Annotated in this window: 19 protein-coding genes and 1 pseudogene; 11 read left to right on the forward strand and 9 right to left on the reverse strand. The window is 71.4% G+C overall.

From position 1 onward, the window contains the following. Positions 1-236 precede the first annotated feature (236 nt). The 7 genes from AB1673_14495 (at position 237) to AB1673_14525 (ending at position 6852) form a co-directional block, all read left to right on the forward strand. Positions 237-1736 (forward strand): SCO6880 family protein, encoded by a 1500-nt coding sequence (locus AB1673_14495; protein MEW6155174.1) that lies wholly within the window; start codon positions 237-239, stop codon positions 1734-1736. 20 nt (positions 1737-1756) lie between these two features. Continuing rightward, positions 1757-1978: a hypothetical protein gene (locus AB1673_14500; protein MEW6155175.1), complete on the forward strand. Its 222-nt coding sequence runs from the start codon at positions 1757-1759 to the stop codon at positions 1976-1978. Beyond that, complete coding sequence (locus AB1673_14505; GenBank protein MEW6155176.1) at positions 1975-3261, forward strand: DUF87 domain-containing protein; 1287 nt, start codon at positions 1975-1977, stop codon at positions 3259-3261. The genes AB1673_14500 and AB1673_14505 overlap by 4 nt, the downstream gene beginning before the upstream one ends. Positions 3262-3276: 15 nt before the next feature. Then, a complete protein-coding gene (locus AB1673_14510; GenBank protein ID MEW6155177.1) occupies positions 3277-3543 on the forward strand; it encodes a helix-turn-helix domain-containing protein in 267 nt (88 codons plus the stop codon). A gap of 114 nt (positions 3544-3657) precedes the next feature. Further along, complete coding sequence (locus tag AB1673_14515; GenBank protein ID MEW6155178.1) at positions 3658-5406, forward strand: hypothetical protein; 1749 nt, start codon at positions 3658-3660, stop codon at positions 5404-5406. A 235-nt stretch (positions 5407-5641) separates the two neighbouring features. Further along, on the forward strand, positions 5642-5959 hold the full coding sequence (locus tag AB1673_14520) for a single-stranded DNA-binding protein (protein ID MEW6155179.1): 318 nt from the start codon (positions 5642-5644) through the stop codon (positions 5957-5959). 155 nt (positions 5960-6114) lie between these two features. Next, positions 6115-6852, forward strand: coding sequence for a ParA family protein (locus AB1673_14525; protein MEW6155180.1), 738 nt, complete (start codon positions 6115-6117; stop codon positions 6850-6852). A gap of 284 nt (positions 6853-7136) precedes the next feature. Here AB1673_14525 and AB1673_14530 read toward each other — a convergent pair whose 3' ends face one another. Next, on the reverse strand, positions 7137-8081 hold the full coding sequence (locus AB1673_14530; protein ID MEW6155181.1) for a replication protein RepA: 945 nt from the start codon (positions 8079-8081) through the stop codon (positions 7137-7139). Positions 8082-8860: 779 nt separating this feature from the next. Between AB1673_14530 and AB1673_14535 the strand changes: the two genes are divergently transcribed. From AB1673_14535 to AB1673_14550, 4 genes are all read left to right on the forward strand, one after another. Further along, on the forward strand, positions 8861-9607 hold the full coding sequence (locus AB1673_14535; GenBank protein ID MEW6155182.1) for a hypothetical protein: 747 nt from the start codon (positions 8861-8863) through the stop codon (positions 9605-9607). A 288-nt stretch (positions 9608-9895) separates the two neighbouring features. Beyond that, positions 9896-10165: a hypothetical protein gene (locus tag AB1673_14540; protein MEW6155183.1), complete on the forward strand. Its 270-nt coding sequence runs from the start codon at positions 9896-9898 to the stop codon at positions 10163-10165. A gap of 28 nt (positions 10166-10193) precedes the next feature. Beyond that, on the forward strand, positions 10194-10550 hold the full coding sequence (locus AB1673_14545; protein ID MEW6155184.1) for a type II toxin-antitoxin system RelE/ParE family toxin: 357 nt from the start codon (positions 10194-10196) through the stop codon (positions 10548-10550). Between the two features lie 4 nt (positions 10551-10554). Then, positions 10555-10842 carry a helix-turn-helix transcriptional regulator gene (locus AB1673_14550; GenBank protein ID MEW6155185.1) on the forward strand — a complete coding sequence of 96 codons (288 nt, stop codon included), beginning with the start codon at positions 10555-10557 and terminating at the stop codon, positions 10840-10842. Between the two features lie 304 nt (positions 10843-11146). Here AB1673_14550 and AB1673_14555 read toward each other — a convergent pair whose 3' ends face one another. The 8 genes and pseudogenes from AB1673_14555 to AB1673_14590 all read right to left on the reverse strand — a co-directional run bounded on the left by AB1673_14555 (position 11147) and on the right by AB1673_14590 (position 19620). Beyond that, positions 11147-11656, reverse strand: coding sequence for a DUF1918 domain-containing protein (locus tag AB1673_14555; protein MEW6155186.1), 510 nt, complete (start codon positions 11654-11656; stop codon positions 11147-11149). Positions 11657-11746: 90 nt separating this feature from the next. Then, positions 11747-13495, reverse strand: a complete 1749-nt coding sequence (treZ, locus tag AB1673_14560) for a malto-oligosyltrehalose trehalohydrolase (GenBank protein ID MEW6155187.1) — start codon at positions 13493-13495, stop codon at positions 11747-11749. Between the two features lie 41 nt (positions 13496-13536). Beyond that, positions 13537-16183 (reverse strand): annotated as a pseudogene (treY, locus tag AB1673_14565) (malto-oligosyltrehalose synthase). A 61-nt stretch (positions 16184-16244) separates the two neighbouring features. After that, positions 16245-16517 (reverse strand): WhiB family transcriptional regulator, encoded by a 273-nt coding sequence (locus AB1673_14570; GenBank protein MEW6155188.1) that lies wholly within the window; start codon positions 16515-16517, stop codon positions 16245-16247. Between the two features lie 469 nt (positions 16518-16986). Further along, positions 16987-17262 (reverse strand): hypothetical protein, encoded by a 276-nt coding sequence (locus AB1673_14575; GenBank protein ID MEW6155189.1) that lies wholly within the window; start codon positions 17260-17262, stop codon positions 16987-16989. A gap of 148 nt (positions 17263-17410) precedes the next feature. Then, positions 17411-17608, reverse strand: coding sequence for a hypothetical protein (locus AB1673_14580; protein MEW6155190.1), 198 nt, complete (start codon positions 17606-17608; stop codon positions 17411-17413). Positions 17609-17708: 100 nt separating this feature from the next. Then, entirely contained in the window at positions 17709-18200 is a 492-nt protein-coding gene (locus AB1673_14585) for a hypothetical protein (GenBank protein MEW6155191.1), read from the reverse strand. A gap of 298 nt (positions 18201-18498) precedes the next feature. Next, entirely contained in the window at positions 18499-19620 is a 1122-nt protein-coding gene (locus tag AB1673_14590; protein MEW6155192.1) for a glycosyltransferase family 4 protein, read from the reverse strand. Between the last annotated feature and the right edge of the window lie 60 nt (positions 19621-19680).

Raw genomic sequence — 19680 nt, forward strand, 5'->3', positions numbered from 1 at the left:
GCTGATGTGCGCCGCCGCGCCGTCGGCGGGGCGCGGTGCGGCCGGCCCCGGACCGGCCGCCGGCCGCCGGACCCGCAACGGCGCCGAGGGGCTCCCCCACCTCGGCCACGGCCCCGACACCAACGGCAGCAACGGCAACGGGAACGGGTCACGGCCGGCAAGCCGGAGCCCATCAGGTGGGGCGCCGCCGCCTGCGGCACCGCCGGGACGGTTCGACGACGGGAACGGAGACCAGCGTGGCAACGACACGAACTGACGGGCCGACCTACCGGTTCGGGCCGCTGGAGCGGCGCGGGCTTTTGGCCGGGCTGCGCAAAGGCCAGATCGCCCTCCTGTTCACCGCCGGGGTGACCGCGGTGGCCACCATGGCGGTGGGGGTCCCCTACGCCGGCTGGTGGGCGCTGACCGAACTCGCGGCGGCCGTCGGTTTGGCGTTCAAGCGGCTGGGCGGTCAGACGGTCGAGCAGTGGGCGCCCGTGTGGGTGACGTTTTTGGTCCGGAAGCTGACCGGCGGGCACGTGTGGCGCAACGACGCGCCTTCGCTCGGCCACGTCCTCGACGGGGACGGCGGTCCGGTCCGCCCCTCCCGCCTGCCGGGCACGCTGAGCGGGCTGCGGATGGTGGAGACCACCGGCCCGGCCGGTGAGCCGATGGGGGTGGTGCGCGACGCCGTGGCCTACACGGCCGTGTTGGCCGTGCGGCCGCAGGCGTTCGCGTTGTGTGACCGGGACGAGCAGGCCCGGCGCCTGGCCGGCTGGGGCGGGGTGCTGGCCGGCCTGGCCCGGGAGGGTTCTCCGGTGGCGCGGATCCAGTGGGTGGAGCGCACCGCTCCGGCCGACGGGGCCGAGCTTGTGCGGGCCGCTCGGGCGGCCATGGTGCTGCCGGAGACGCACCCGCTGGCTGCGTCGTATCTGGAGCTGGTCGAGGCGGCGGGGCCGGTCACTCAGGCGCATGAGACGTTGGTGGCCATCCAGGTCGACGCCCGCCGCTGCCCTCGGCTGGTCAAAGCGGCCGGGGGTGGCGACCCCGGCGCCCTGGCCGTGCTGCGCCGGGAGGTGGCCACCCTGGCCGACGGGCTGGCGGCCGCCGACGTCCCCGTGGTCGGCGCGCTCTCACCTCGGGCGCTGGCCCAGACCATCCGGGTGGGCTTCGACCCCACCACCCGGCCGGTCCTGTCGGCCCGGGCGGCGGTCGATCCGGACCGGGGCGGGGTGCATCCCAATGCCGCTTGGCCGGCCGCGGCGACGGAGTCGTGGGGTGGTTACCAGGCCGACGGCTGCCTGCATGCCACCTACTGGGTCGAGGAATGGCCCCGTATCCCGGTGCCGCCGTGGTTCTTGTCGAAGTTCCTGCTCGGTACCGCCGCGGCCCGCACCGTCAGCGTGGTCGGCGAGCCGCTGGCGCCGTCGGTGGCCATCCGCCAGGTGGAAGCGGCCCGCACCCACGACATCGCCGACGACGAGCTCCGCCACCGCCTCGGCTTCCTCTCCTCGGCGCGGCGTCGCCGCCAAGCCGAAGGGACGGCGGAGCGGGAAGAGGAACTGGCCGACGGCCATGGGGAGTACCGCTTCTCCGGCTACATCACCGTCTCCGCCCCCGACCCGGACGGGCTGGAGGACGCCTGCGGCGATGTCGAGCACCACGCCACCAAGACCGGCCTCCAGCTCACCCGCCTGCGAGGCCAGCAGGCCCAGGCGTTCGCCTGGACCCTCCCGCTGTGTCGAGGGTTGCGGTGAACCGCGGGGACCGGCCATCGGTGCTGCTGGTGGTGACGGCCTGGGTGATCGCCGTGGTTGGCGCCGCGGTGGCGGTGAGCGCGGCGGTCAACCTGGGCGCCGCTCCGTTGCGGGCGTTGGCCGAACCCACGCCTTCGATGGGCCCGGCCGTCAAGAACCTCGTCCTGCTTTTGATCTCGGCCGCGGTGACCAGCGGCGCTGTCCGTTTCACCGCCCGCCTCACGAACCAGGTGCACCGATGAACCTGAACTTCCTGCAGCGGCCGGAGGGGTGGGGAGCGCCGGCCCCGCCGGCCGCCCACCGGGCCACCACCGCCCACCTCCAGGCCGCCTACCCGTTCGTGGCCGAAGGGGGCCTGCCCTGCAGCCAGGTCTACATCGGCCGGGACCTCTATGGCTCGTCGTTCTGTTACGACCCCTGGCAGCTCTACCAGGCCAAGGTCATCACCGGCACCAACGCCCTGGTCGTGGGCCAGATCGGCCGCGGCAAGTCCGCCTGTGTGAAGACGTTGCTGGCCCGCCAGGTCCTCCACGGCCGCCAAGGGGTAGCGTTCGACGTCAAAGGCGAATACGGCCCTCTCGCCGCCGCTTTGGGGGTTACCCCGCTGCGGCTGGAGCCGGGCGGGACGATCCGCCTCAACCCCCTCGACCCCCGCTCCACCTCGAGAGAACAGGCCGAGCTCGTCGAGGCCCTCGCCTCGACGGCCCTGCGCCGGCCGCTGCGCCCGGAAGAGCGCACCGCCTTGGAGCTGGCCCTCGACGCCGCCCGCCAGACCCGGCCCGAAGCCACCCTGCCGGCGGTGGTCGAGGCGCTGTTCAACCCCGACCCCGCCACCGCGGCGGTGGTCCACACCACCCCGGCTGCGCTGGCCGCCTCGGCCCGGGACGTCGCCCTCGAACTCCGCCGCCTCTGCGAAGGGGCGCTGGCCGGCATGTTCGACGGACCGACGTCAGCTGCGGTCGATTTCCACGCCCCGCTGGTGGTGGTCGACCTGTCCGGCGTCTACCACTCCCCCGCCCTGCCGGTGGTCATGACCTGTGTCGCCGCCTGGCTCCAAGCCGCCCTGGCCGCCGACACCGCCACCCGCCGGGTGGTGGTCATGGACGAGGCCTGGCGCATGTTCAGCGACGTGGCCATCGCCGCCTGGATGCAACAGTCCTTCAAGCTCTCCCGCTCCCTGGGCGTGCAGAACATCCTCGTCATGCACCGGCTGAGTGATCTCGGCGCGGCCGGGGCGGCCGGCTCCTACCAGGTCCGTCTCGTCGAAGGGCTCCTGGCCGACGCCGAAACCCGCATCATCTACGCCCAGCCCCCCAGCGAGGTCGAACGGTGCCGGGAGCTACTCGGCCTGACCGACACCGAAGCGGCCATGCTCCCCGCCCTCCCCCGCGGCCAAGCGCTGTGGAAAGTCGGCGGCCGGTCCTTCCTCGTCGAGCACCGCCTGGCCGGCAGCTGGGAACGCCACGTCGTCGACACCGACGCCCGCATGTCCAGCGCCGCCGACCCGGTCGACGCCGCCGCCTGAAAAGGAGCACCGCCCATGACCATGCCTTCCAGTCCGGACGAGTTGCTCCTCACCGCCAGCCAGGTCGCCGCCCTCTTCGGCGTCGGCCGCAAAACCATCAACCGCTGGACCGACGAAGGCCGCATCCCCACCGCCGCCACCACCGACGGCGGCCACCGCCGCTACCGCCTCGACGACCTCACCCCCATCCTGGCCGCCGCCACCATCCAGACCCGCCGCTACCCACCCGCCCCCCGCACAGACGGTCAGTACCGCACGGACACCCGGCCGGCCACCGCCTGAGCCCCGAAAGACGCAACCACGATGGTCGCCGATCCCCGCTTCGATCCCCGGCTCGACCCCCGCAGTCACGGCGCTCGGCCACCCATGACCCCAGGGTGGGGACGGCCGCTCCCCATGGCCAGCAACGGGATGCATGCGCCCAGCCAGGCCCCCAGCGACGTCCTGGCCACCGCCTGCGTCTATGCCGTCGTCGTCGCGCTGGGGCTGGTGCTGGCGCTGCCCGCCGTGGTCGTGGGGCTGACCGTCTACCAGCTGGCCACTCGGCGGGGATGGCGCTGGGGGGCCCTCGCCCTCCCCGGACTGGCCATCACCCTCGCCGTCGTCGGTGCCGGCTGGGCCCTCACCAGCGACCCGGCCGCCGCGTTCGTCTGGCATGCCCTCGGGCTGCGGGAACTGTTCGCCAACACCCCCGGCAGCCCGGCCCTCGCCGACCTGACCGCCGCCCGCTGGACGACCTGGCTCGTCCACGAGCTCCCCCTCTCCACCGGGGCCGCCCTCCTCGGCGCCGGCCTGGTCCTCGAACACATCGGCTCGACCCCTGCCCACGAACTCTCGCCGCTCGCTCAACGGCGCCGGCAGCGTCACGCCGTCCACGTCGAAGCACGGGCCCGCACGACGGCCGGCACCGCCCCGCTCACCGCCGGCCGCACGGCACAGCCCGTGCTCGGGGCATGGGTGCAAGGCGACCTCCACGACTGGCACACCGGCCCGTGGGCCACCATCCCCGACCGCGTCCTGGGACTCGGTACCGCGCTGCTCGGCGTGCCCGGGGCCGGCAAGACCGAGACGCTGCTGCGCCTGGCCGAACTGGGCCTCGCCCGGGGATGGGACGTGCATGTCCTCGACGCCAAAGGCGACCCGGCCACCGCCGCCCGCTTCGCCGGCCTCTGCCAGATCTACGAGGTGACGCCCCGCCTGTTCCCCGCCGAGGCGTACGACGGATGGCGAGGCGACCCCGCCGCGCTGCGCAACCGGCTCGCCCGGATCGTCGACTACACCGAGCCCTACTACGCCGACGGCGCCCGCGACCTCCTCGCCCACCTGGTCGACGCCCCAGGAGGGCCGCCCCGCTCCCTCCCCGCCCTGCTCGCCGCCATCGCCGCCGCCAACCTCGACGGCCTCGACCCGGCCGTACGGCGGGGCACCCTGGCCCGCTACCGGGCGTTCGCTGCTGCCGCAGCCGGCAGTCTTGACGGCGCCTGGGCCTACGAAGACACCCGCGCCAGCTATCTGCTCCTCGACGGCGTCGCCCTGGGCGACGACGCCCCCCGCCTCGCCCGCTACCTCGTCGAGGACTTCGCCCACTACGCCGCCGCCCGCAAACCCCCCGACCGGCGGGCCCTCCTGCTGGTGGACGAGTTCTCCGCCCTACGCCTCCCCAACGCCGCCGCCCTCGTCGAACGGCTCCGCAGCTTCGGCGCCGGCATCGTCATCGCCGCCCAATCCCCCGAAGGCCTCCACGACGACGCCCGAGAAGCCGACCGCCTGCTCGCCGCGGCAGCCACGATCATCGCCCACCGCATCGCCAACCCCGACCCCATCGTCACCCGAGCCGGCACCGTAAAACGGCCCGAACGGTCCCACCAGCTCGACGGCCCCGCCGCCACCGGCGCCGGCAGCCTCCGCATGCAAGACGCCTACCGCATCGACCCCAACGACCTCCGCTCCCTCCCGCCCGGTGTCGCCTGGATCGTCCACGGCGGCCACGCCGCCAAGATCGCCGTCGCCCGCACCAACGCACCGACGGTGGCGCTGCCCCTCCCTGCTCCGGCATCACCTGTCGTCGAGGAACATCCACCGCTACCCGAACCTGCCCCCGTCGAGACACCGCCCGGTCCCTCACCGGCGGCCCAGCAGTTCTGAGCATCGAAGGAAGCCGGACACCGTAGGAACCCCCTGCCCCCACGGGGTGCCTTCTTTGGTCGTGGCTGTTGCCATCCCCGCAGCTTCGCCCCCGGGCCGGGGCGGGCAAGGGTCGCTGCGGGCCTCCGCCAGGGCTCCGTGTCCTCGCTCGGCCTCTGCCGTCGCCTTGCCCCTTCCCTGCTTCCCCGGGGCGTGACCCGGGACCGTCAACCGCACCCTTCCCAAGGAGGAACCCATGAACTGCTGCCAGCTGATCGGCCGGCTCACCGCTGACCCGGACACCCGGGCCGGGGAGCGTCACGAAACCGCCCGCTTCCGTCTCGCCGTCGACCGCATCGGCAGCGAGGAGGCCGACTTCATCCCTGTCGTCGTCTTCGACCGCACCGCCCAGGTCGTCGGCGAGCACCTCACCAAGGGCCGACTCGTGTCGGTCAGCGGGCGGCTCCGCTCCTCGGAGTGGACCACCACCGACGGCGAGCGCCGCTTCCGTCTCGAAGTGGTCGGAGAGTCAGTTCAGTTCCTCGACCGCAAAAAGGCCGAGGCCGCCGCCTAAGCAGTCCCCCGGTGCACGGGGCCGGCCGCCCAGGCGGCCGGCCCCTTCGTTTACGGTCTGCGGTCAACAGTGGACCGTAAACGGTTTCCCTGGCGGAGAGCAGGGCAAACGGCATCCACCACTTGCGCCGGCAGAGGGTTTACCGTCAACGGTTTGTGGAGCGCATCGCGGTAGCAGGTCACAAGGGCGGCGCCGGCAAGACGACCGTGGCGGTCAACCTGGCCGGGGCGCTGGTGGCCGCCGGCCGCCGGGTGCTTCTCGTCGATGTCGACCCCCAAGGGGCGGCAGGTGCGTCGCTCGGGCTCGTGCCGGCGAAGCCGACGGTGTACGAGGTCCTCACCGGGCGAGCATCGCTCGGAGAGGCAGCCCGCCCGAGCGGAATTGATGGCCTGGACGTCTTGGCCGCCGATCTCGACCTGGCCGGCGGCGAGGTCGAGTTACCTCGCCGGGCCGGCTGGCAAACGGCTCTGCGGGACCGTCTCGCTGACGAGGCCGGGCCCTACGACGTGGCGGTGATCGACACCCCGCCCGGCCTCGGTGTGCTTCCGTACCTGGCCCTCATCGCTGCCAATCGTGTCCTGGTGGTTTGCCCTCCGGACTTCCTCGGGATCCGGGCCCTGCCGACGGTGATGGAAGCAGCTAGCCGAGCCGGCGTGGAACTCATCGGGATCGTGCCGAACGCCGTCGAGCACCGAACCCGACACGAGGCGGACGCGCTCGAGATCCTCCAGGAGGAGCACGGCGCCGTCGTCCTCACCGAGATCCCTCGTCGGGTCGTCGTCCGTGACGCTGCCGCCGCCGGCCGGCCGGTGTCCCAGTACGCCCCGTCCTCCGAGGTGGCCGCCGCCTTTGCCCACCTCGCGATGGAGGTCAACGGTGCCCTCACGCCCTGACCTCCGCCGCTCCCTCGGACGAGAGGCCATCTACGGCAACCAGCCAGACCCAGCTGCCACCCCTCTTCACCCGGCACCCGCCGAGGCCCAACAGAAGCCGAGTTGGGAGGAACTGCACCGCAGGGCGACCTACCACCTGCCCATCGATCTGCAAGAGGCCATCGCCGCCGAGGCCGAACGCTCAGGCCGCAGCAAAAGCCGGGTGGTCACCGACGCCCTGCGCGCCTACCTCCAAGGTGACGGTAAACGGTCCACCGTAAACGGTCGACGGTAAACCTCCTCGGTCACTGGCCCCGGCGGGAACGTGGCGGCACGGGAGCAGGAGAGCGGGACAGGCGCAGCCCTCCCTTCTCCGGAGCCACCTTGGCTTTGGGGTAGACCACGAGCACATGGGCCAGCTCGGCAAGGAACTGGGCCTTGAAATCCCGGACTCGAGCGAAGGTGCCGCCGAACTGAACGGCGAGTTCCGCCCACGGGACGACAGTTGGCCTGTCGACCCGGTGTAAGCGGTGGGCGAGCCACATGTAAATGTCCAGAGCGAGAGGGGAGCGGGTCCGAAGCCGCAGCTCCGCGATGGCCACGGACGACACTGGAAAGGCGCCCCGGCGGAGGGAGTCGTAGAACTCCTCGGACAGGTAGAGCGCGCCTTCCCAGACCCGCCGGTCGTCGTGGGCTTCCCACAGCTCGTAGGCCCGGGCGAAGGTGAACGTCTCAGCCCGGGTGTGCTGAGACGGTCGGCCCTTTCCGAGGTCGCCATTCGGCTTCCGAAAAGCGTGCTCCTGGCCGGCTCGGCGGTCCGTGACGACCATGGATGCGGACAGGAGGCGGTGGACCTGGTCGACGACCCGGACCCGGTCGCTTCGAGGCCCGCCATGGCGGGGCAAGAGCCCAAGGCGCGTGACGAATTCCGCCAGCGAAGCGCCCAGGTACAGCTCCCGGGGGTGGGGCGGGAGGGTCACCTCGGTTGCGATCCAGATCAGGACCAGGCGGGGGATGACACCGAAGGGGTAGCGGCTGTGGAGCTGGCCGTCGGCGCCGACGACCACGCCGGGGTTGACCACCAGGGTCATGGCCCCGTTCGTGCGGTGCCAGCGGGGAAGGTCACCAGGGTCCCGGTAGGGGAGGGCGAGCTGAGCGAAGAGGCTGGGGGCGTAGGCGATCTTGTCGACCGTGGCGCCCTCGCCGGGAGGTGCGAACAGCTCCTCGACGATCGACGACGGCGGCGTCACGGGCTCGTGCGTCTGCCCCTCACCGCGCAGAAGCGCCAGCTGGCGGATGCCTTCGAGCCTCTCGCTCAGCGGTACAGGGGCAGGCGACTCTGGGAGGGTGTCGTCCTCCACCCCTTAAGAATCACATACATGTCATTTCCTCGGGCGGATCGAACGATTGTTCGCGCTGAAAAGGTCGCACTTTAGGTCGTGCGCTGATGCTGAAAAGGTCGCACCCGTGCGCTGAAAAGGTCGCACTTTAGGTCGTGCGCTGATGCTGAAAAGGTCGCACCCGTGCGCTGAAAAGGTCGCACCCCTTGTTCTGTTCTCCCTGGTCAACTGACCTTTTTCGCGAGGCCCTGTAGTTCTTTCCTGTAGAAACTAATCCTGTAGGTCGCGCGCACGCGAGGGCCGAGAGAGCCGGCGTAGTCCTGGCCGGCTGCGCCGGCAACGGCGCTCCCGCCCTTCGGTCGCTGCGCTCCCTGCGGTTGGGCTGGCGCCCTCCGCTCCCTGCGGTCGCTGCGGTTGCCCTCGGGATGATCGGGTCAGGCCGGCTGCTTGCAAGGGGTCGTGTCCGGTTTGTCCTGGTGGTTGGGGTGGTGGCGGCGGCGGTGGTGGGGGCCTCCGCCCGCCTGCAGGTTGGTTGGGGGCGTCATGGCTTGTCACACCGGGCGTTCATGCTGGTGGGGGTCGTCCTTCCGCACGGAGACCACCCCCTCCCAGCTTGCGTTGGACAACCGAGGTGGTGGTCTCCGTGCTCCAGGACGACCAAAACGGGTTTCGTGGAGGTGTGACAAGCCATGACTTCAGTGGTGGCGGGCGGGGCTCCCCAAGGCCGGGCGGCGGGCGGGCGGCGCCGGGTGGGGTTGCAGCTGACCGGGCGGGACCTGACCCTGTTGCGCTGGATCGGCGAGCAGTACTGCTGCCGGGGTGACCTGCTGGCGGTGCTGATGGCCCGCCACTCCGACGACGAGGCCGCCCGGGCGGCGGGGCGGGTGGTGCCCTGGGTGGCCCAGCGGCGCATCGCCGCCTGGCGGACGGCCGGGCTGGTCGCCAGCGGCCAGTTCGTGGCCAACACCCCGGCCACGGTGTGGCTCACCACTGACGGGATGGCCGCCGCCGGGCTGGCCTGGCGGGCCAGCGCCCCGACCTTCGCCACCGTGGCCCACCGCCACGCCGTGGCTATCGTCCGGGCTTATGCCGAAGCCAAAGATTCCGGCTTCGGGTGGGTCAGCGAACGGGAGCTCCGGGAAGGCCTCGACCACCCGGCCGGGGGTCGCCGTGACCACCTCCCCGATGGCGTGATCACCTCCACTGACCAGACCGGGCGGGTGTGGCGGACCGCGGTCGAGGTCGAACTGACCCGCAAGAGCAAAGGCCGGGTTCAGGAGATCCTGCGGGGTCTGCTCGGCCGCTACGACGACGTGATCTACTTCGCCGTCCCGGCCGCCGCCGGCATCGTCACCACCGCCGCCGAAGGGGTCGGGGCTGCCGGGCGGGTCCGGGTCCGCCCGTATCCGCCCGAGGCGCTCCTGGCGGCCGCCTGAGAGGATTCCGCCGACCGAGAGGACGGGGGGGCCGGAGAAGGCAACCTGAAGCTCCCTGATCGCATGGCGGCGGCGGTTGGGTGGCACCGGGTCTCCACGGCGTCAAGGGTTGCTGCGGGTCTCCGCTGCGCTGCGGTTCTCGCTCAGCCTCCGACTGTCCCTTGACTCTCGTCCGCCCCGGAGCAGCGAAGCGGTCAAGCCAGCGACACACCAAGGTGTCGCCGCCCGGAAGGGGCAAGAACAAGTCACAGCTGGCGGGCAGGATGAAGGGGCGGGAAGGGAGACAGGGTGAGCGAGTACCAGATGGTCCGTCAGGTCGACGCCGACACCCCGGGGGTGAAGATCTTGGGTGGGCCCGCTGGCAGGTCGTCGACCAGGACGGCGCGCTGGTCGGGCTGGTCGCCGAGGAACGGGAATGGCTTGGCCACACCTGGGGGCACAGCAGCTACAGCGCCGACCACCACCGGCGACGACTTCGCCGCCCGCTGGCGCACCGAAGGGCACCCCACCCCCAAGGCCGCCTTCGACGCCCTCGTTTATCTCGTGGGCGAGCGATGACGACGACGGCCCCGCCCTCGTTTATCTCGTGGGTGATATAAACGTGGGGTGGGAGATCGAGCTCCATCCCGAGGTCAGCGACTGGCTCTTGTCGCTCCCCGACAAGGACTTCGGCCGGGCCGCCCGCTACATCGACCTGCTGGAAGCCGAAGGCCTGGCCCTCAAAGAGCCCTACACCCGCCAGCTCCGGGGCGCCCTGCGAGAACTCCGCTTCGAACTCCGCGACGTCACCCCCCGCATCAGCTACTTCAACATCGCCGGCCAGCGGCTCGTGCTGCTCACCGTGTTCCGCAAGCAAGGCCGCCGAGAAGACAGCGAGATCCGGCGGGTCGGACGGGAGATGGACCGCTGCAAAGCCGAAGGCCACACCACCGAGGAGGACTGAACCGATGAGCGGCCACCAATCCTGGCAGGCGATCAAAGCCGCCCGGCTCCAGTCCCCCGAAGCCCGCGCCGCCTACGACCAGGCCGGCCGGGAAATCGAACTCGGTCGGCGCGTCCGACAGCTCCGAGAAGCCGCCGACATCACTCAAGCCGAACTCGCCGCCCGGGTCGGAACCAGCCAATCAGCCATCGCCCGGCTCGAAGCGGGGGGCGGCTCCCCCAAACTCGACACCCTCGACCGCGTCGCCCACGCCCTCGGCGTCGAACTCGTCGTCGAACTCCGAGCCTCCTGACCCCCGTATCGCTGGGACTGCGACCCCGCGAGGATGGGGCGATGTAGCCGGAGCAGCAGCCCCCTCCCGCTCATCCTCTGCGCCGTGTCGCCGAACTCTCGACCGGGGCGAAGCGTGGGCATTCTTCGAACGGGCTGGGACGCGACCATTCTCCGCCGATGCAGCTCAGCGAACCCTGCCTGGCCCCCGACGACACGACCATCCCGGCTGGGACCTGGATCGTGGTCTACCGGCCGATCATCACGTGACAGGCGCCACCACCCTGATGAGGCGCAGGAAGCAGATCGTCAGCTGCCCGAGAGCGTCAGGACACCTGGGTGGAGCGCGTCTTCGACCCTCGGGTCTTCGCCGTCACCACCGGGCCGGCCGCTTTCCCGATCGAGGCGGTGAGGGCGGCGTTGCGGAATGATTCGATGGCCTTGAGGCAGGATGTCTTGCGGGTGTACGGCTCGCTGGTGGCCAGGATCCGTCCCTGGCTGAGCAGCACCCAGCGGTATTGATCGTTGTCGCTGTGTCGGACTTCGAACTTCGTAGCCGCGCTGAGCGTTGTTGACGGCTTGGCCATCTGGCCAGGGGAGCGGCGGGGTCGGCCGGGTTGTTTGGGGCCGGTGACGGTTTTGGCGTCGGGTTGTGCTGCGGGCTCGAGGCGAGCGTCCGGGCCGGGGAAGAAGACGGTTTCCTGGCCGTCTTGCCAGCGAACCCGGTAGTAAGTCACAGAACCGTTTCTGATGACGTCGCGTACCTCCCCTTGGCGGCGGGGCTGGCCGATCTTTGCCCTTTCGATGACGATCCGGTCTCCGATTTGCGCCTCCATGGTCCTGCCCACCTCCCTTGGCGCCGACGAGGTTCTGTTTGGCTTGAAGCTATCGGCTTGGACACGTTGACCGGCGTTCCCAAGAACTCGTCAGCCGGGCGGCCCCACGATCGCCACCGAGTCGGGGGGCAGCGTCAGCGCGCCGTCGGCCAGGGTGGTGGCGGCGTTGGAGCGGGCCAGGACGGTCGTGGCCTCGGCCGGGACGGGCACGGCCCGGGCCTCGCCGGCCAGGTTCACGGCCACCGTCACCGGGCCGCGGCTGAGCCGGAACCAGCCGGCGTCCTCGTCCCAGGCGGTCGAGACGGCGTCGAAGCTGCCGTCGGAGAGGGCCGGGAGGCGGCGGCGGAGGGCGATCAGCTCCTTGTGCCAAGCCAGTAGGTGGGCGTGGGGCTCCTTGTCGAGCTCGGCCCAGTCGAGGACGGAGCGCTCGAAGGTCGCCCGGTCCTGGGGGTCGGGCACGTCCTCCGGGTTCCAGCCGAAGGCGGCGAACTCCCGGCGCCGGCCTTCGCTCACGAGGCGGCCGAGCTCGGTGTCGACGTGGTCGGTGAAGTACTGGAACGGCGTGGTCGCCCCCCACTCCTCGCCGGCGAAGAGCATCGGGACGAACGGCGCGCACAGCACCAGGGCGGCGGCGACGTGGAGCCGGCCGGTGCCCATCAGCGCCGACGACCGCTCGCCGGCCGCCCGGTTGCCGACCTGGTCGTGGTTCTGCAGGTAGCCGAGCAGCCGGCCGGCGGGAACGCCGGTCAGCGGGCGGCCGTGCCGGCGGCCCCGGTGGGGGGAGTGGTCGCCGGCGTAGACGTAGCCCCGCTCCAGCGCCCGGCCGAGCGGGGCGAGGCCGCCGAAGTCCTCGTAGTAGCCGGCGGTCTCGCCGGTCAGGGCGGAGTGCAGGGCGTGGTGGAAGTCGTCGCTCCAGGCGGCGTCGAGGCCGTAGCCCCCCGCCTCGGACGCCCGCACGAGCTTCGGGTCGTTCAGGTCGCTCTCGGCGATGAGGAACTTCCGCCGGCCGAGCCGGGCTTCGAGCGTCGCCACCCGGCGGGCCATCTCCTCGAGGATGTGGACGGCCGACGTGTCGAAGATGGCGTGGACGGCGTCGAGGCGGAGCCCGTCAGCGTGGTAGTGCTCCAGCCACCAGCAGGCGTTGTCGCAGACGAAGTCCCGCACCTCGTCGCTTCCGGCGTCGTCGTAGTTGACCGCCTGGCCCCAGGGGGTGTTGTAGCGGTCGGTGAAGTACGGCCCGTAGGCGCGGAGGTAGTTCCCGTCCGGCCCGAGGTGGTTGTAGACGACGTCGATGATCACGCCGATCCCGGCGTTGTGGCAGGCGTCGACGAGGCGCTTGAGGCCGTTGGGGCCGCCGTAGGCGTGGTGGGGGGCGAAGAGGTCCACGCCGTCGTAGCCCCAGCCCCGCTCGCCGGGGAATTCGACCACCGGCAGCAGCTCCAGGTGGGTGACGCCGAGGTCGACCAGGTGGGGGAGGCGGGTGATGGCGGCCTCGAACGTGCCCTCGGGGGTGAAGGTGCCGACGTGGGCCTCGTAGACGAGGGCGCCGGACAGCGGGGCGGCCCCCCGCCAGTGGCCGTCGGTCCACTCGTAGGCGCCGTGGTCTACGACCCGGGACGGGCCGTGCACGCCCCCGGGCTGGAAGGCGGAGCGGGGGTCGGGGAGGGGCGGCCCGCCGTCGATCGAGTACTGGTAGTCGGTCCCCGGCCCCGCCTCGGGCACGTCGACCCGCCACCACCCGCCCGGCCCGAGCGTCATGGGGACGTGCCGCCCGTCCTCCGTCAGCACGAGCTCGACGCGTTCGGCGGCCTTGGGCGCCCACACCGAAAAGATCGTCACGGGACCTCCTTCACCGAACGCCGGTTGCGTACCCGGGAACGTCAGGGGGCACGCTCGAGGAGGGCGACGGGGAACGGGGCGAGGAGGTCGGCCAGGGCGACCGGGCCGGAGAACGTCCGCCCGCCGCCGTCGAGGACGTCGGCGAAGGTGCTCTCGGGCAGCGCCAGCGTCGTGCCCTCCCAGTCGCCGGCGAGGCCGAGGACCAGGCGGGGGGCGACGGCCACGACGTCGCCGCCCCGGACGTAGGCCACGGCGTGGGCCGCCTTCGGGCCGGTGGCCGCCAGCGGCTCGTAGGCCGCGCCCTTGCAGAAGCAGTCTCGTCGGCGGCGGCGCAGGTGCAGGGCCCGGGTGGTGAGCAGCAGCTTGGGCAGGCCGCTGTCGGCGCGGGCCGACCAGGCCTCGGCCGGGGAGCACTCCTCGGCCTCGGCCAGGAGCGCCGCCCGCCGGGCCCAGTCGACCGGCCGCCGGTTGTCGGGATCCACGAGGGAGTGGTCCCACAGCTCGCCGCCCTGGTAGATGTCGGGCACCCCGGGCGACGTCAGCTTGAGCAGCGTCTGGGCCAGTGAGTTGATCCGGCCCGGCGCCACCAGCGGCGCCACGAAGGCCTCCAGCGCCTCGAGGAAGGCGGCGTCGCCGAGGACGCCTTCGACGAACCGGCGCAGCGCGTCGTCGTAGGCCGGCTCGGGGTTGACCCAGCTGGTGTGCTCCTTGGCCTCCTTGGAGGCCTTCTCCATGTAGGCCACCGCCCGCTCGGTCGACAGCGGCCAGGCGCCGATGAGCGTCTGGTAGAGGAGCCATTCGGCGTTGCGGTCGGGGAGCGTCGGCTCGGTGCGGTGCGGCCGGGCCAGCCGGGACCAGCGGGCCACGGCCTCGGCGAACTCGGACGGGATCTCCGACAGCAGGGCGATGCGGGCCCGGGTGTCCTCGGAGCGCTTGGTGTCGTGGGTCGACGTCGCCAGCAGCGTTCCGGGCCAGCGGCGGGCGGCGGCGGCGTTGCCGGCGTGGAACCGGTCGGGGCTCACCCCGAACCGGCCCGGGTTGCCGCCGACCTCGTTGAGGGCCGTCATTCGGTTGAAGGTGTAGAAGGTGGTGTCCTCCACGCCCTTGGCCATGACCGGTCCCGTCACCTGCTGGAACCGGACCACGAGCTCGTCCTCCACCGCCCCCCGGCACCGCCCGAGGAGGATGTCGACGAGGAAGTCGAACAGCTCGCCGTCGAGGTCGGGCCGGCGGCCCCGGGCGGCCTTGGCCGCCTCCTCGACGTGGGCGGCGTCAGGCCGGGGACGGGCCGGCCACGCCGGGGACGACGTAGGTGCGGTAGACGGGGAAGGCGGCGATCAGCTCCCGCAGCGTCTCGTGCAGGTCGTGGCGGGTGTAGTCGCGGTAGCGGCGGTTGTTCTCGCACACCTTGACGGCGAGGTTCGTCAGCCGGTTGATCTCCGACGAGAGCACGTCCCGCATGACGAGGTGCTTCTTCTCGTAGACGACCTCCTCGTAGTCCACCGGCTGGGCGGTGAAGGCGACGTAGGCGTCGTTGAGCGGCGATTCCCCGGCTGGGTCGACGAACAGCCCGCCCACCCGGTTGGCGAAGTCGTAGCCGGTCGTGCCGGCCACCGGCCAGGACTCCGGCAGATCCTCGCCGGGCTGCAGGATCTTCTCCACCACGACCCAGGTCCCGGGCTTCGCCTCCCGTTCCAGCCGGTGGAGGTAGCCCTCGGGGTCGCGCAGCCCGTCGGGGTGGTCGATGCGCAGCCCGTCGACGACGCCGCGGTCGAGCCATTGCATGAGCAGCTCGTGGGTGTCGAGGAAGACCGCCTCGTCCTCCACGCGCAGGGCGGCCAGGGTGTGGATGTCGAAGAAGCGCCGGTAGTCGAGCTCCCGGCCGGCCGTGCGCCACAGGGCGAGCCGGTAGTTCTGCCGTTCGAGCAGGGTGTCGAGCCGGTCGGGGTCGGCGTTGACCGCCGCCACCTCGGCGTCGACGGCGGCGGCCACGTCGGGATGCTCGCGGAGCAGGCGGGCGAGGACCTCCCGGAGGAACTCCTTGTCGCGGTGGCGCTCCCGGAGGCTGGCCCGGTCCGTCGCCCACGACGGCGGCAGCCGCCCGAAGAACGTCCCCAGGCTCTCCAGCTCCATCGACCGGCAGCGCCGGGCGGCGGCGGCGAGCAGCTCGTCGAGCGAGCGGGGCGCCACCGGCAGGACGTGGTCGTAATAATGGACGGTGAAGCCGCCGCCGTCCCGGCGTAGCTCTAGCTGGCCCGCCTCGAGCACCCGGCCGTAGTGGTCGCCCAGGATCGGCATCAGCACCGTGTTGCGCAGCTTGGCCTCGGGCGGGTCCCAGTCGACGTCGAAGTACGAGGCGTACTGCGACGACGGGCCGTTCTCCAGCACGTCCCACCACCAGCGGTTCCCGCCGACGATGGCCATGTGGTTGGGGACGATGTCGAGCACCTGGCCGAGGCCGGCGCCGCCGAGGGCGGCGCACATCCGCTCGTGGCCCGCCTCGCCGCCCAGCTCGGCGTTCACCCGGCTGTGGTCGATCACGTCGTAGCCGTGGGTCGAGCCCGGCGCCGCCTGCAGGTAGGGGGAGGCGTAGAGGTGGGTGACCCCGAGCCGGGCCAGGTAGGGGGCGATGGCGGCGACGTCGTCGAACCCGAACGCCGGCTGGAGCTGGACCCTGTACGTCGACAGGGGCCAGGGATTGGACCGGCGTTCCTCCGCGGCCGGGATCTGGGAGCGACGGTCGGGTCGGTTAAACAATGGCTGGCTCAGATACCGACGGGGTTGGGCGGGCAGGGAGCTGGCCGGCGGCTCGGTCCTCGTCGGTTTCCCCGCCCCAGATCCCGTATTCACCGTGGTGGCGGGCCCACTCCCGGCAGGGCCGGGTCACGGGGCAGTGGCCGCAGAGCTGGCGGGCCTGGTCCTCGCGCCTTCGTCGGGCTTCGGCCCGTTCGTTGACCGGGCCGAAGAACAGTTCTGTCTTCCCCACGCACCGGGCCGCCGCCCGCCAATCGAGGGCCCTCATGGCCGTGGAAGCCAAGCCGATAGCAGCTCTCCTGCGCAAGGGCGGCGGAGGAGGCCGGGGCTCCCTGTCGGATGGAAATCAGCGATCGTCACCATCGCCGGAATTGCTCTTCTGATATTTGATGACATCATGGCGCAGCAGATGACCCAATCAACTGGGCCGAAAACCGGCGCAACACTCACATATCGTGTAGGGTCAGCAGCGGCGAGTGGTCCGCAGAAGGTCTTGTGCCACAACGATTTCCGGCCGCCACCGCCGCGGTGGATATCGAAGTGTCAGGCCATGGAACGATCCGATTCACCACCACGGAACCTAGACGTAATAGCCTGCTTGATATCGTTGTAAAAATATCGGGAACGTGTCCGCTGGGGCCTTGCCGGGCGGGTCCTCCCCCTTGCCCGCCATCGACCGGCCCACGGCCCCACGGGGCGCCGGGTCGGGGAATCCCCCCACCCCGACCCGGCGTCCGTCACCCGGCGCGATGCCGGCGCCCAGGGTCGAGGGCCAAGGCGGCGCCGATGGCGGCCAGCAGGACCAGAGGGCTGGCAGCGGCCGGGTCGTCGCCGGCGAGGGACTGGCCGTCTGAGGTGGTCCGAGGGGCGTGCCAGGACGTCCAGACCATCCCGGCGGCGAAGAGACCCAAGGCGGCGCCCACCAGCCGGGCAGGAATGGGTGGGGCCAGGAGGGCCACCCCCAGGCCCATTTCGGTGCGGGACCGCCAATGGGCCAGAGTCTCGGGAGCCAACTTGGCCAGTGGGGGATGGCCGCCGTGATCGCGGCGTGAAAGTGTCGGGCCTGCTCGGGATCGACCGGCGGTTGGGATCGACCCGACTCGACGAGGGCCAAGCCGGCCGCGGCTCGGAGAGGTGCCAGAGCTTCATCGGTGACCTCGCTCAGTTTCCCGGGGGTTGCCGGTAGGAGTCGATCGTGTTGGGGTGGTCCAACACCTCATCGATGGTGTCGAGGAACTCGTCGGAGCGTCGGAGCAGCTCGTCGGCTGGGGGCCGCCGCTGGTGGTGGCCCCCAGCCTGGTGTGGGTGATCGGGATCGCCTTGGCGGCGGTCCTCGTTGCGGTCAGAGGGGACGGTCATCGTGTTGCCCTTCCGGGGTCGGCGAACCATCGAGGGGAGGCGGCGGCGGTGGCCGTGGTGGAAGGCGGCCGGAGCCGCCAGATTGGAAGTTCTGGGCGGACTACGGCCGTGTCAGGGTCCATGTCACTGGGAGGGAGCCGTCGTAGATGATGGCGAGCGGCGGCTGGCCGGTGGGGATAGTGAAGGTGATCCACCCATCGAGGCAGCCGCCGGGCGGAATGGTTCCGCCGGGCAGGGCAGGTTTTTTCACTCCTTCGGCGCCGGGGTAGACGGTGTGGTCGGCCAGGCGGATGGAGAAGTAGTCCGCTTCGAAGGTGATGTCGTGTTCGGTCGAGCCGGCGCACCCTTTGACCTTGGCGGCGAAATACTGCCGACCTCGGGGCGGTGCAAAGAGCCGGCCGGGGTCAATGCCGGTTTCGGTCGCCTGGACGGTGACGCTGCCGCCGGCGTCACCGAGGGGGACGTGGTCTCCGACGACGAACTCGTCGGGGAAGCGGGCGGTGGTCGTCGACCCAGTGGGCTTGGTGGTGGTCGCCACGTGCGTTGCCGTGGACCGGCAGCCGGAAAGGACCGCTCCGGCGCTGATCAGCACACCGAGCCATCGCCGGAGCGGTGGTCGGTTCTGTGGTCCATCGGTCGCTGAACTGGTAGCCATTCAGGAGGCCTCAGCGAGCCAAATGAGCTGGCGGAGGGGCTGGTCGCTCCTCAGCAGGATCGACGCCGTCGAGGACCGATTCGACCCGCCGCTTGTAGGCGGCGGCCCGACGACTGGAGGCGTAACCGTCGAAGATGGCGAGGCGGGTGCGGGCCATTCCTCGTTGCAGATTGACGACCCAGGTCGTTCCGCCTTCCCAGGTGGCCACCACGACCGGCCGGGGGTCACACATGACTCACAAAGCGGTGTCGGTCGGGCTGATATTGACCAACTCAGCCCGATCGGGGGGCGCGTCGCCGTCGAGGACACTGACGAGTTCAGCGTCGTGGGCCCGGGTGGTGGCTGCCAGGGCGGCATAGATCGAGGTGTGGTCGGTGACCATGCGTTCCATGGAAAAGCGCGTCTGGGCGGCGGCCCGGCAGGCGGTGCGGTCGAGGCTGGCGGCGGTCAGCACCGCTCGGGCGAGTTGGTCATCGTCGCGACGGAGCCAGCCGGTGACACCGTCGCCGATGATCTCAGGGGCGGCCCCGTAGGGGGTGGCGACGACGGGGGTTCCCCGGGCCAGCGCTTCGATCATGACCATGCCGAAGGGCTCGGGCCAGGCGATGGGGTTGAGGAGGCAGGTAGCGTCGGCCAGGAGGCGGTGCTTGTCGTCGCCTCTGAGCTCGCCGAGGTATTCGACATCGCCGCCGAGCAGGGGGCGGACGGTGGCGTCGAAGTAAGCCTGTTCGGCGGGTTCGCGCATCTTGGCCGCGATCCGCAGCGCCACCCCGGCCCTCCGTGCGATCCGGATGGCTCGGTCCACGCCTTTGTCGGGGGTCATCCGGCCCAAGAAGGCGGCGTAGCCGCCCGTCCCGGTGCCGGGCTCCACGCCGGTGAGGTCGACGCCGTGGTGGATGACGGCGTAGATGGGGATCGCACCGGCGGTCGAGGCCTGGTGGTGGGAGATGGCGATGATCGGCAGATGGGGACCGATCCGACGATAGACCGCCGCCAGGTCGCCGCTGAACGGTCCGTGGTTGGTGGTCACGACCGGGCAGCGGCCGTGGACGCCGGCCCACACCGGGCCGGTGATGGTGTGATCGTGGATGACCTCGGCGCCCCAGCCGAGGGCGGTGTCGTAGGCGTCCATCACGTGGGCCAGCTCGGCGGCCGGGCTGATGGCCACGGTCCCGAGATGCTCCGGAAACGTCCAGGCCAGCTCCACCGGGCAGGTGCTATCGCCAGTGGCATAGAGCAACACGTCGTGGTCAGCGGCCGCCAGCCCCCGACAGAGCGTGTCGAGGACCACTTCGGTGCCGCCGTAGCCGGTCGGGGGGACGGGCAGCCACGGCGGGGCGATGACGGCGATACGCATGAAAATTCTCCGGGACAGACCGAACAAGAAGAGGGGCGGCGGGGTCGGGGCCGGGCAGCG

The organism is Actinomycetota bacterium (genome assembly GCA_040754375.1).
Taxonomy (GTDB): domain Bacteria; phylum Actinomycetota; class Acidimicrobiia; order Acidimicrobiales; family AC-14; genus JBFMCT01.

Bases quoted from the DNA above. Each gene is read 5' to 3' on its own strand.
- AB1673_14550 (MEW6155185.1), top strand. From the start codon at position 10,555: ATGAGCGGCCACCAATCCTGGCAGGCGATCAAAGCCGCCCGGCTCCAG.
- AB1673_14510 (MEW6155177.1), top strand. From the start codon at position 3,277: ATGACCATGCCTTCCAGTCCGGACGAGTTGCTCCTCACCGCCAGCCAG.
- AB1673_14515 (MEW6155178.1), top strand. From the start codon at position 3,658: ATGGCCAGCAACGGGATGCATGCGCCCAGCCAGGCCCCCAGCGACGTC.
- AB1673_14555 (MEW6155186.1), bottom strand. From the start codon at position 11,656: ATGGAGGCGCAAATCGGAGACCGGATCGTCATCGAAAGGGCAAAGATC.
- AB1673_14505 (MEW6155176.1), top strand. From the start codon at position 1,975: ATGAACCTGAACTTCCTGCAGCGGCCGGAGGGGTGGGGAGCGCCGGCC.
- AB1673_14535 (MEW6155182.1), top strand. From the start codon at position 8,861: ATGACTTCAGTGGTGGCGGGCGGGGCTCCCCAAGGCCGGGCGGCGGGC.
- AB1673_14520 (MEW6155179.1), top strand. From the start codon at position 5,642: ATGAACTGCTGCCAGCTGATCGGCCGGCTCACCGCTGACCCGGACACC.
- AB1673_14570 (MEW6155188.1), bottom strand. From the start codon at position 16,517: ATGAGGGCCCTCGATTGGCGGGCGGCGGCCCGGTGCGTGGGGAAGACA.
- AB1673_14590 (MEW6155192.1), bottom strand. From the start codon at position 19,620: ATGCGTATCGCCGTCATCGCCCCGCCGTGGCTGCCCGTCCCCCCGACC.
- AB1673_14580 (MEW6155190.1), bottom strand. From the start codon at position 17,608: ATGACCGTCCCCTCTGACCGCAACGAGGACCGCCGCCAAGGCGATCCC.